Here is a 12690-nt window from a genome sequence, read left to right as displayed (position 1 = left end):
TTTAAGCAACCCCTGCCTCATCAAATATGTTCTCAACCATCTTCTTATTTTCCTCTGTATTTAAATTTTTCTCAATAACCTTCGATGCAGCAAGAAGTGCAATTGAAACAAACTGGTTTTTAAGTTCGTTTATTTGCTTCTTCTTTTCAATCTCAAATTGTCTGAGCGCATCTTCAATAATTCTGTTAGCTTCAAGTTTTGCATTTTCAATAATTTCGGCTGCTTGTTTTTGTGCCTCTAAGGTTGCGCTTTCAACAATTTCATTTGCCTTTGCATGTGCCTGGGCTAGTATATTTTCATATTCTTCTTTTAGCTTTATTGCTTCTTCTTTTGACTTTGCTGCAAAATCAAGTTGATCTTGAATCATCTGGGATCTTTTTTCCATAAATTGCGTAACTCTTTGGAAGAAAAACTTTTTGTATATGAGGTAAAGTATCAAAAAGTTTATAATTGCCCAGAAGAATATATTTTCAAATACCCTGAGCTCAAACATTTTATTATACCATCTCCTTTTTAGTCTGCGATTATTAGGAATGTTTGCTTTTTTAGTAATATTCAGGCATGTAAAAGAGATGACGCTCCCCAAAAAGTATGGAGAGCGCTTATTTAACCTTTAAAACTAATAATATTGCAATAACAAAACTGTAAATAGCAACTGCTTCTGCAAGAGCTGCACCAAGGAAAAAGATCGGCATAATTCTTCCTTGTGCTTCTGGTTGGCGGCCAACTGCTTCGGATGCTTTTGCAGTTGCAATACCAATACCAATACCTACACCCAAACCTGCCAACATTGCTATACCAGCTGCCAATGCTGTCATTTAAAACACCTCCAAAAATTAATAGATTATTCTTCTAAGGCTTCGTAAAGGTAAATTAAAGATAGAAATGTAAAAATTGTTGCCTGAAGAACTCCGTCAAATATATCAAAATATATACTTGCTACTGCTGGAATACCAACAGGAGGTATGTGGGACTTTATAAGGCCATGGTAAATGAGCTCCATGATGGTAGTCCCAGCAAGAATATTTCCGAATAATCGAGCAGATAAAGAAAGAGTCCTTGTGAAATAATCCAAAAATTTAAATGGGAAAATAATAATGATGGGTTTAAAATGACTTAAAAACCACCTCAAAGGGTTCTTAAGTATCATGGTTGAAATTATTAATACCAGGATAGACATTACACCAAAACTTGCAGTAACGTTCAAGTTACTTGTTGGTGGCTGAAAACCGAAAAGCCCTAACAGATTCAAACTTAGTAAGAACAAAAACAGAGTCCCTAAATATGGTGAAAAAATACGCCAATAGTGACCCAAAAAGTTTTTTGTTATCTTATTCATAGAATCAACAATAAATTCAGCGATCATTTGCTTTCTCGTAGGAACAAGTTTCATATTAGATGTTAGGTAAAAAGCAAGAGCAATCAAAAATAACATCACAACCCACATTTCTACAACAGCAACTCTCACAGGTATACCTTTCCCAATAGGGATGGTAAATAAAATCTTCAATACACTTTCGCCCATCTTTCGCTTCACTTCCTTGAGAGCTTTTTTGAGTAAACATAGGCAATAGAAAATGAAAGTAGCAAGGCTATAGGATAGCTTATTAGAAGAACCACAATGTATATGGTTTTTGTGATATTGTAAACGGATATAAAAGAGACCAAAAAAATTAACAGAATAACAATTAAATAGTGACTTATAAAGTAGATTATACTAAATTGTTTTGAAAGAATTCCTTGGACCACTTTAGCCAAAGTATAGATTGTACAAATAAACAAAAAACTTATTGCTACTGAAATTAACAAAACATCTGCTCTCTTTGAATATATATATAAGCTCAAACACAAGCACAAATAGATAAGTGAAACTAACTTTAAAGTCAAGCTTACCACATAAAGCCTCATTTTACTTCTCTACTTTCCGAAGAGAAAACTTATAAATATGTTACACCCTTCTGTGAGAAATTTCAAGCCCATCAAAAAAATTTTTTGTTATTCCCATTCAATTGTAGCAGGAGGTTTTGAAGTGATGTCATACACCACCCTGTTGACCTTTTTCACACTGTTTACAATCTCATTTGAAACTCTCTCTAAAATCTCATAAGGTATTTTAGCCCAGTCAGCTGTCATTCCATCAATACTTGTAACAGCTCTTAGAGCAACTGTGTAATCATATGTTCTCTCATCACCCATTACACCAACACTTTTCATATTAGTTAAAACTGCAAAGTACTGCCATATTTCATTGTCAAGGCCGCTCTGTTCAATCTCTTTTCTAAAGATCCAATCAACCTCGCGCAGTATGTCCAATTTTTCCTCTGTAACCTCTCCAATTATTCTTATTGCAAGACCAGGTCCAGGAAAAGGCTGCCTTTTGACAATCTTTTCAGGTATTCCTAATTCTATTCCTACCCTTCTCACTTCGTCTTTAAACAACTCTCTGAGAGGTTCAATTATTTGTTCGAATTTTATTTTTTCAGGAAGACCACCAACATTGTGGTGGCTTTTTATAGTTGCAGCCTTGCCAACCCCGCTTTCAACCACGTCAGGATAAATAGTACCCTGCACCAAAAACTTTATATCTCCAAGCTTTTCTGCTTCTTCTTCAAATACTCTGATAAATTCCCTTCCAATAATCTTTCGTTTTTCTTCTGGATCAGTAACACCTCTTAAAGCCTCCAAAAACCTGTCTTTTGCATCAACCTTGATTACATTCATGTCAAATTGATCTTTAAAAACACTCATAACTTCTTCAGCTTCGCCCTTTCTCAAAAGACCATGGTCAACAAATATGCAATAAAGATTTTTCCCTATAGCTTTGTGAACAAGGACTGCTGCAACAGAAGAGTCAACACCACCTGAAAGGGCACATACCACTTTTTGGTTGCCTACAATATCTTTTATCTCATTTACCTTTTCCTCAATAAATGATGAGGTTTTCCAATCACCATGGCAATTACAAATGTTAAATAAAAAGTTTTCTATAATTTTCTGACCATATTCGGTATGGACAACCTCAGGATGAAACTGAACACCATATATTTTTCTGGTATCATCCCCAAATGCTGCAATAGAACAATTTTCGGTGGATGCCAAAGCTTTAAACCCCTCTGGAAGTTTTTCTACAAAATCTGTGTGGCTCATCCAACACACAGAATGTTCAGGTATTCCGCTGAAAAGAGGAGAAGTAATATCGTATTTTATATGCGTCTTTCCATACTCTCTAAATAGCGCCCTTGACACTTTTCCTCCCATAATATGAGCAATTAACTGGTTTCCATAACATATCCCAAGTATTGGAATACCTTTTTCGAACAGTTCTTTGTCAATCATAGGAGCGTTTGGCTCGTATACACTTGATGGTCCACCTGTAAATATAATTCCTTTTGGATTTTTACTAATTATCTTTTCAAGAGGTGTGTCGTATGGCCAAATTTCACAGTATACTCCGCATTCTCTTACTCTTCTTGCAATAAGCTGGTTATATTGACCACCAAAGTCCAGAACTATTACAATCTCATGTTGCAAACTTTCTCATCCTTTCTTCATAAAGTTATTAAATATGATAGTATAGAAACACCAGTAAAGGGATTGTTATGAGTGAAAAAATAGTTGTTATGAATATAGTCCGGGTAGCATAGTGGCTATCGCCGTCATACCTGTAAGAAAGCACAGAACTTATTATAGCAGTTGGCATTCCTGTCTGAAGTATGATTATAAGTCTTGTAAAATTGTCTATTGGTAAATAATTTGTAAGGTACATAATACCAAGTGGCAATAAGATCATCTTAAACAGTATTATTACGTAGGCAGAAAAAGTTTTCAATGTTTCTTTTAACGATACTTCTGCCAGCAAACATCCAATGAAAAACATTGAAAGATAAATTGTGGTTTTTCCAAAAGGATTTAATGCGTCATAAATTGTCAGAAACACTTTGTCATATAAACTTTTTATGTTATATGGCAATATCCCCTTTATGAGATAAATGATAAATGCAACAAAGACAGCAATAGAATTTGCATTAACAAACCCAAATTTAGTTTTCTCACGATTGTGCCGGCTTATTATTGAAAGTCCTAATGACCATGCCAAAAAATCATGCATTATATTGTAACTTGCTGCAAAGAAAACCCCTTTTTCACCAAAGATTGAATATAACAGGGGAAAGGACAAAAATCCTGTGTTGCCAAAAGCTGAACAAAAAATATGAGTGTAAAAAGTTTTTCCTTTGAGTTTAAATAAAGACCCTGTTATGTAACCAAGCAGAAGCAAAACAATAATTCCAATAAACGCTGAAAGTATCAAAATAAATACATTTTTTACTACTTGAGAGGAATAAGGTTTGCTACTTATTGTTGTAAAAAGCAAAATAGGTGCTGTCACTTTTACAATAAGTTCACTTACAGAGTCTTTTACTGTATTTGAAATCAAATTTAGCTTTGTTCCCATAAAACCTATAAATACAATAGCGAAAAGAAACAGAAAATTTTTTAAGAGAATCAGAACTTCATCATTCATTGCTGTCAAAACCCTTCTAAATAAAAAGTGCACTTCAAATGTTCAAGCTCTATTATATAAAAAAAGAGTGCCTTTTTACAAGGCACTTTATTCTGTTATCTCTATTTCTTCAACTTCTTGTGAGGTGTTCGCGAGTGAGTTGAGTTTTTCTTTCATCTTGTTCATCACTTCTTTCGCAACATCAGCAGAATACTTTTCCATTGCAAAAACAGGCGTTGTTGTAGGAGTTGATGCCTTTACTACCCTAATTATTTTTAGTTGTGGTTTATCTTGAGTGGTAGGACGAACCTTTGAACCCATCAAAATGTAATCAGCATATCCCTGTTTAAATACTCCAATTACCACTTCTTCATATGGCTGCGATAGGAACTTTGAAGATTCTGAGGCTTTAATCTGCATGGGAATAATCTGGGTCTTCCCATCTTTGCCTGTGGTGTATAGCTGATCCAAATTTGAAAACACTACACTTGCACCTTCAACAGGAAGACCAGTTTTACTATCAACAACCATAACCTGCAAATAACCTTTCAACCCCTCAGTTTTTGAAACTTGCTCAGATGCTGGCACAGAAGAATTTTTTTTGACTTCTGTAGAGGTTAATTTTGAACTTTCCAGGCTTTTGTTGGATATTATTCCTACTAATGCAATAACAAATATAGCTAAAATTGTAACAGCTAAAAACCTGTTTGAAACCTTGCTAAGCATATTTTATTATCTCCTTTGCCAAATAATGTTTCTACTAAAATATATTATTCAAGTACATTTTCTATCACTACTTGTTTACTGAAAAAATATTAGGGTATAAATAATTTTGAATATTAAAAAATCATCCTTAGAAAGCGGAGGGAAAGAAAAATGCACACCAAACTAAGAGATGGAGTTTACTCAGTCGGTGTACAAGATCCAAGCTTGAGGATATTTGATATTGTAATGTACACTAAATATGGGACTACCTATAATTCTTATTTGGTTATTGGAAATGAAAAAATAGCTTTGATTGAAAATGTTAAATATAAGTTTTTTAATCAATTTTTAGACAATATAAAAGAGGTTATCTCACCAGAAAAAATAGACTATTTGATAATAAACCATACAGAACCTGACCACTCAGGGTCAATTGAGAAACTTTTAGAGATAAACCCCAATATAAAAGTGTTTGGAAGCAGCACCGCAATTAAATTTTTAAAAAAGATTGCAAATAAAGATTTTCAAGCTCAAATTATCAATCATAATGACGTGGTTTCTCTTGGGAATAAAACTTTAAAATTTATTTCTGCTCCTTTTTTGCACTGGCCTGATTCCATTTATACGTATTTGGTTGAAGACAAAATTCTTTTTACCTGTGACTCTTTTGGCTGCCATTTTAGTACTGAAAACCTTGATATAAACTGGGTCATGCAAAACCAAAAAGAAGGTTTTATGGATGCCTACAAGTATTACTACGACGTTATTATGTCACCGTTTAAAAGTTATGTCCTGCAAGCAATAGATAAGATAAAAGATTTAGAAATTGATATAATTGCTCCAGGACACGGTCCTATATTAACAAATTATAGAGAGGATTTGATTTCGTTATATAAATCATGGTCTGAAAAGCTTTCAGAAAAGCCGTCTAAACCTTATGTTGTGATAGTATATGTATCAGCGTATGGATACACAGAAATGCTTGCAAAAAAGATTGCAGAAGGTATTGAGCAAAGTGGGGTAGATGTCTTTGTATACAACGCAATTGAACACAAACTTGAAGAAATTGTAGAGAAAATCTATTTTGCAAACGGTGTTTTGTTTGGTTCGCCAACCATAAACTCAGATGCCCTCCCACCTATATATGATATACTCACGAGATTAAATCCAATTGTTCACGGCGGAAAGGTAGCAGCTGCATTTGGTTCATACGGATGGAGCGGTGAAGCTGTGCCAAATATTGAAAGCCGTCTTAAGCAGCTAAGATTAAAAGTAATCCAGCCCGGGTTAAAGGTGAATTTCAAGCCAAACGAAGATGAGTTAAAAAAATCTTTTGAATTTGGTATACTATTTGCTGAAAAGATAAAAGAATAAAAAGCTGGTGCATATGCAATGGAAAAGTATGATATTGTTGTAATTGGTGGAGGACCTGCCGGTGTAACCATTGCAGAACAGATAAGAAAAGAGAACAAGAATATGTCAGTTTGTATCTTAAGTGATGAAAAGGTCTTGCCTTATTATAGGTTGAGACTTGGACATTATCTTCAAAATCCCATAGATGAAAAGTTCTTCTTGAAATCTTTAGAGTGGTACCAAATAAACAATATAAAATTGATGTTGAATAGTAAGGTTGAAGAATGTAATTTAAAAGAAAAATTTGTGGTTTCACGGGGTCAAAATATAGAGTGGAACTATCTTATTATTGCTTCAGGCTCAAAACCCTACCTTCCTGAGCATCTGCAAAACAAAGATCTGCAAAACTTTGTCTTCACATTTAGAAACTATGAAGATTTGCTTGCGCTTAAAAAAAGACTGTTACAGGCTGGCAAAGTTGTAATTGTTGGTGCTGGACTTTTGGGATTAGAACTTGCATCTGCACTTGAGGGTAAGGAAATAATAATAATTGAACTGAGTGAAAGGATATTACCAAAGCAGTTGGACGAAGTTGCCTCTTTTCTTCTGGGAGAACATATTGTAAAAAAAGGAATTAAGATAATTTTGAATAATAAAATTGAGAACGCTGAACCTTTTCAAAGCGGTTTGAAAATAACACTTTCAAGTGGTCAGGCTATTGAATGTGATATACTTATTTTTTCGACTGGAGTTGTACCAAATACTGAGTTTATAAAGTCCCCTGAGAATATTTTGAATAGCAAAAAGGGAATTGAAGTTAATTACAAAATGCAGACCAAGATTTCAAACGTGTATGCTTGTGGTGATGTTGCCCACATTGACGGTCAAAATCCCGGAACATGGACGTTTGCTTTAGAGAGTGCAAAAATAGTTGCAAAAAATATTTTGGGATTTGAAACCTTCTATCAAAATATGCCACTGCCATATTTCCTAAAAGCGTTTGGACTTGAAATTGTTTCTGCAGGTGATATGCAAAATCTGCAAGATGCAAATATACTTGAATTTTTAGACAAGAGTAAAATGATTTATAAAAAGTTTGTGGTAAAAAACGACAAGTTAACTGCCTACCTTCTCTTAAATGATACCAAAACACATTTGCAGCTTTCTAAGTTTTTAAATAGTCATGTTGACATAAAATTGTTGGAAAACCTTTTAAAATAAAAAGCGGAGCTGAAAAATGCTCCGCCTATTTTTTAGCATAAATTCTATCTTTCAATATTTCCTTTAAAAACATTCCTGTATATGACCTTTCGCACATAGCAACCTCTTCCGGGCTGCCACACACAACTACCTCGCCGCCTTTATCTCCACCCTCTGGTCCCAAATCAATTATATAATCTGCAACTTTTATAACATCAAGATTGTGTTCAATTACAATTACTGTGTTGCCCATATCCACAAGGCGCTGAAGGACAGCAATTAACTTATTGACGTCATCCATGTGAAGACCTGTTGTAGGCTCGTCCAAGATATACAGGGTTCTTCCAGTTGCTTTTTTAGAAAGTTCTGTTGCGAGTTTTACTCTCTGCGCTTCTCCACCAGATAAAGTGGTGGAAGGCTGACCCAGTTTTATATAACCAAGCCCTACATCATAAAGTGTTTGAAGCTTGGATTTTATCCTCGGAATGTTCTTGAAAAATTCCAACGCCTCTTCCACTGTCATTTCAAGCACATCAGCAATGGTCTTATCCTTGTACTTTACCTCTAACGTCTCTCTGTTATACCTTTTTCCTTTGCACACATCGCACGGTACGTATACATCAGGTAAAAAATGCATTTCTATCTTTATAATACCATCTCCCGAACAAGCTTCACATCTTCCACCTTTCAAATTGAAACTAAATCTTCCTGCCTTATAACCTCTGAGCTTTGCCTCGGGCGTTTGGGCAAAAACTTCTCGTATATAATCAAAAACACCTGTGTAAGTTGCAGGGTTCGAACGTGGAGTTCTTCCTATAGGTGATTGATCTATATTTATAACCTTATCAAAATGTTCAAGGCCTATTATCTCTTGAAATTTACCTGGTTTTTCTTTGGACTTGTTCAAAATTGTACTTGCTGCTTTGTAAAGTATTTCGTTTACAAGGGTACTTTTGCCTGAGCCTGAAACACCAGTTACACAAGTAAAAAGTCCAACAGGAAAGCTAACATCAATATTTTTAAGGTTATTTTCTGATGCACCCTTAATAGTAAGCCATCTACCATCAGGTTCTCTTCTTTTCTCAGGTATCTCAATCTTTTTCTTTCCGGAAAGATACTGTCCTGTGATAGACTCTTCACATGAAATTATATCATCCAATGTCCCTGCAGCAACCACTCTTCCACCATGCTCGCCTGCTCCTGGTCCAATGTCTACAATAAAATCAGCTGACCTTATTGTATCCTCATCATGCTCCACAACAATCAATGTGTTGCCAAGATCTCTGAGTTTTTTAAGGGTTTTTATTAGTCTGTGATTGTCACGCTGATGCAATCCTATACTTGGCTCATCAAGAATATACAAAACTCCAACAAGTCCAGATCCTATCTGGGTAGCAAGCCTTATTCTCTGCGCTTCACCACCAGAAAGTGTGCCAGCTGACCGTGAAAGGGTTAAGTAATCAAGTCCTACATCTATCAAAAAGTCCAGTCTTGCCAGAATCTCTTTTATTATCGGCTGTGCAATTACTTTATCTTTTCCTTGAAGGTTTAACTTCTTAAGAAACTCTTTTGCTTGTAACACCGTCATGTCAGCAACATCTGCTATAGATTTACCCTCTATCAAAACCGCCAAAGCCTCTTTTTTAAGTCTTTTCCCTTGACAGTCAGGACATGTAAACGTGCTCATATACTCTTCAATCTCTTGCTTGACATATTCTGACTGGGTCTCTTTATATCTTCTTTCAAGATTATTTATTAGCCCTTCATACTTTGCAAAGTATATACCACGTGGAGTATAAATTTTTATCTTCTCCTCACCTGTTCCATATAAAAAGATATCTAATATTTTCTTGTCCAGTTTTGCAACAGGAGTATTTAAACTAAAATTATACTCTTTTGCAAGTGATTCCAAAATCATTCTTGAATATGAATTTGTTTCAGTAAAGTTCCACCCATTTATTTCAACCTGACCTATTGGGATAGATTTATCTGGAATTAATAGGTCAGGGTCTACCTTTTGCAAATAACCAAGGCCCATACACGTTGGGCATGCACCATATGGTGTGTTGAAAGAAAAAAGACGTGGAGTTATCTCTTCATACGAAACTCCACAGTCTACACATGCAAAGTTTTGTGAAAACACAATTTCATCGCCATCAACAATAGATACAGTTACAATCCCCCCTGCGAGCTGGAGCGCTGTTTCTATTGAACCCGCAAGCCTTGATTCTATTCCCTCTTTTACAATGAGCCTATCCACAATGACGTCAATACTATGTTTTTTGTTCTTATCAAGTTTTATCTCTTCTTCAAGTTCATATACAATACCATCTACTCTAACTCTTGCAAACCCGCTCCTTCTCAGGTCTTCAAACAGTTTCTGATACTCACCTTTTCTTCCTCTTACAACTGGCGCAAGTATTTGAATCTTTGTCCCCTCTTTAAGTTTCAATACCTCGTCTACCATCTGGTCAACTGTTTGCTGTGAGATAGGTTTTCCACATATATAGCAATGAGGTTTTCCAACTCTTGCAAACAAAAGCCTCAAATAATCGTAAATTTCAGTAATTGTTCCAACAGTCGAACGTGGATTTTTAGAGGTTGTCTTTTGGTCAATTGAAATTGCCGGAGAAAGTCCTTCAATGTATTCTACATCTGGTTTTTCCATCATTCCTAAAAATTGCCTTGCATAAGAAGAGAGAGATTCTATATATCTTCTCTGTCCCTCAGCATAGATTGTATCAAACGCCAAAGATGACTTTCCTGAACCAGAAAGACCAGTAAAAACAATAAGTTTGTCTCGTGGAAGTACCAAATCAATATTTTTGAGGTTGTGTTCTTTTGCACCTTTTATAACTATATACTCTTTTGACATCTTCTTTTTCTCCTCCAAGCAATAAAGCCATTAAAGAAGTTTTTTGAGTTCAAATATTTTGTCCCTTACTTTTGCAGCCTTTTCAAACTCAAGTTCTATAGCAAGCTTTTTCATCTCCTGTTCAAGTTCCTTGATATATTCTTCTATCTCTTCCTTTGTCATATTTTCTACAATCTCTTTCTCCACAACTTCGTATTTCTCTTCCTCTTCAGCCACAGACACTGTCGCTTCAATTATCTGCCTTATACCTTTTCTTACAGTTTGAGGTACAATACCGTGTTTTTGATTATATTCTATTTGGATTTTCCTACGTCTGTTTGTCTCATCAATAGCTTTTTGCATAGCGTTTGTGATTCTATCTGCATACATTATAACCTTTCCATCAACATTTCTTGCAGCACGTCCAATTGTCTGGATAAGCGAAGTTTCTGACCTCAAAAAACCTTCCTTGTCAGCATCTAAAATGGCAACAAGTGACACCTCAGGAAGGTCAAGACCTTCTCTGAGCAAATTTATCCCTACTAAAACATCAAATTTTCCAAGTCGTAAATCTCTGATAATCTGCATACGCTCAATTGTGTCTATGTCTGAATGCATATATCTGACCCTGATTCCCACATCTTTTAAATACTCAGTAAGGCTTTCAGCCATCTTCTTGGTAAGAGTAGTGACAAGAACTCTCTGGTTCTTTTCCACTCTTTTTCGTATCTCGCCAATCAGATGGTCAATCTGACCTTGTACAGGATGAACCTCAATTTCAGGGTCAACAAGTCCTGTCGGTCTTATAATTTGTTCAACAATACGTGAAGATTTTTTGAGTTCATACGGTCCGGGTGTTGCACTTACGAAAATTACTTGGTTGAGCTTTTCTTCGAACTCTTCAAATGTCAATGGTCTGTTATCATAAGCAGATGGAAGTCTAAAACCATATTCTACAAGGGTATCTTTTCTTGCTTTGTCCCCATTGTACATAGCTCTTACTTGAGGTATTGTAACATGCGACTCATCAATGAACATTATGAAATCATTTGGAAAATAATCAAGCAAAGTATACGGTGGACTTCCAGGTGGTCTGCCAGTTAAATGCCTTGAATAGTTCTCTATCCCTTTACAAAAACCCATCTCCTGAAGCATCTCTATGTCATAGCGCGTTCTCTGCTCAAGCCTCTGAGCCTCAACAAGCTTACCCATACTTCTTAGCTCTTTTAGCCTTTGTTCAAGTTCTTCTTCTATACTTTTTATCGCTCTTTTCAATTTCTCAGCAGTTGTCACATAGTGGGATGCTGGAAAAATTGCAACATGGTTTCTTCGACCAATTACTTCACCTGTTACAACATCAAACTCTGTGATTCTTTCTATCTCATCCCCAAAAAATTCTATTCTTATCGCCCTGTCTGTATTAGATGCAGGGAAAACTTCGAGTACGTCTCCTCTTACTCTAAATCTTCCTCTTCTAAAATCAATGTCATTTCTTTCATATTGCATTCTTATAAGGTCTCTTATAACCTCATCTCTGTCTTTTGTCATGCCGGGGCGCAACGAAATAGTAAGATTTAAATAATCTTCAGGACTGCCCAAACTGTAAATACATGATACACTTGCAACAATTATAACATCTCTTCTTTCAAATAAGGCAGATGTAGCTGAGTGTCTGAGTTTGTCAATCTCTTCATTTATAGATGAATCCTTTTCAATATACGTGTCAGTTTCTGGAATATAAGCTTCAGGCTGATAATAGTCATAGTAACTTACAAAGAATTCCACTGCATTTTCTGGGAAAAATTCTCTAAACTCACTACAAAGCTGTGCTGCTAAAGTCTTGTTATGTGCCAGCACAAGCGTGGGTCTTTGAACATTCTCTATGACCTTTGCCATTGTGAATGTTTTGCCAGACCCTGTAACACCTAAAAGTGTCTGAAACTTTTCTCCCTTTAAAATGCCTTCTGTTAACATCTCTATTGCTTTTGGCTGGTCACCAGTTGGTTTGAAGTCTGAAACAAGTTTAAATTTTTTCATCTTAAATCACCAAATTTTATTTTATCTTATTAATCATCAA

General features: G+C 35.4%; 10 protein-coding genes. 2 read left to right on the top strand and 8 right to left on the bottom strand.

Annotation, left to right across the window (positions count from 1 at the left end; all coding sequences use genetic code 11):
* Position 1: 1 nt before the first annotated feature.
* From atpF to CALKRO_RS06475, 6 genes are all read right to left on the bottom strand, one after another.
* Positions 2-493: a F0F1 ATP synthase subunit B gene (atpF, locus tag CALKRO_RS06505; RefSeq protein ID WP_013430254.1), complete on the bottom strand. Its 492-nt coding sequence runs from the start codon at positions 491-493 to the stop codon at positions 2-4.
* Positions 494-602: 109 nt separating this feature from the next.
* Entirely contained in the window at positions 603-818 is a 216-nt protein-coding gene (gene atpE, locus CALKRO_RS06500; RefSeq protein WP_013430253.1) for an ATP synthase F0 subunit C, read from the bottom strand.
* A gap of 26 nt (positions 819-844) precedes the next feature.
* Positions 845-1525, bottom strand: coding sequence for a F0F1 ATP synthase subunit A (locus CALKRO_RS06495; RefSeq protein ID WP_013430252.1), 681 nt, complete (start codon positions 1523-1525; stop codon positions 845-847).
* Positions 1526-1995: 470 nt separating this feature from the next.
* On the bottom strand, positions 1996-3531 hold the full coding sequence (gene guaA, locus CALKRO_RS06485) for a glutamine-hydrolyzing GMP synthase (protein ID WP_013430250.1): 1536 nt from the start codon (positions 3529-3531) through the stop codon (positions 1996-1998).
* A gap of 28 nt (positions 3532-3559) precedes the next feature.
* A complete protein-coding gene (locus CALKRO_RS06480) occupies positions 3560-4522 on the bottom strand; it encodes an AEC family transporter (RefSeq protein WP_013430249.1) in 963 nt (320 codons plus the stop codon).
* Between the two features lie 87 nt (positions 4523-4609).
* Positions 4610-5227 (bottom strand): hypothetical protein, encoded by a 618-nt coding sequence (locus CALKRO_RS06475; RefSeq protein ID WP_013430248.1) that lies wholly within the window; start codon positions 5225-5227, stop codon positions 4610-4612.
* Positions 5228-5377: 150 nt separating this feature from the next.
* Here CALKRO_RS06475 and CALKRO_RS06470 point away from each other — a divergent pair, with 150 nt between their 5' ends.
* Together CALKRO_RS06470 and CALKRO_RS06465 are read left to right on the top strand one after the other, a co-directional pair.
* A complete protein-coding gene (locus CALKRO_RS06470; RefSeq protein ID WP_013430247.1) occupies positions 5378-6580 on the top strand; it encodes an FprA family A-type flavoprotein in 1203 nt (400 codons plus the stop codon).
* Between the two features lie 18 nt (positions 6581-6598).
* A complete protein-coding gene (locus CALKRO_RS06465) occupies positions 6599-7780 on the top strand; it encodes an NAD(P)/FAD-dependent oxidoreductase (RefSeq protein ID WP_013430246.1) in 1182 nt (393 codons plus the stop codon).
* A gap of 25 nt (positions 7781-7805) precedes the next feature.
* Here CALKRO_RS06465 and uvrA read toward each other — a convergent pair whose 3' ends face one another.
* Both uvrA and uvrB read right to left on the bottom strand, forming a co-directional pair.
* Positions 7806-10634 carry an excinuclease ABC subunit UvrA gene (gene uvrA, locus CALKRO_RS06460; RefSeq protein WP_013430245.1) on the bottom strand — a complete coding sequence of 943 codons (2829 nt, stop codon included), beginning with the start codon at positions 10632-10634 and terminating at the stop codon, positions 7806-7808.
* A gap of 30 nt (positions 10635-10664) precedes the next feature.
* The gene (gene uvrB, locus CALKRO_RS06455) at positions 10665-12650 is read right to left on the bottom strand and encodes an excinuclease ABC subunit UvrB (protein ID WP_013430244.1); all 1986 of its coding nucleotides are present in this window, start codon (positions 12648-12650) and stop codon (positions 10665-10667) included.
* Positions 12651-12690 lie beyond the last annotated feature (40 nt).

The organism is Caldicellulosiruptor kronotskyensis 2002, from assembly GCF_000166775.1.
GTDB classification, from domain to species: Bacteria; Bacillota; Thermoanaerobacteria; order Caldicellulosiruptorales; family Caldicellulosiruptoraceae; genus Caldicellulosiruptor; species Caldicellulosiruptor kronotskyensis.
The sequence above is the reverse complement of the archived record's forward strand: the minus strand, read 5'-3'. Positions and strand labels throughout refer to the sequence as shown.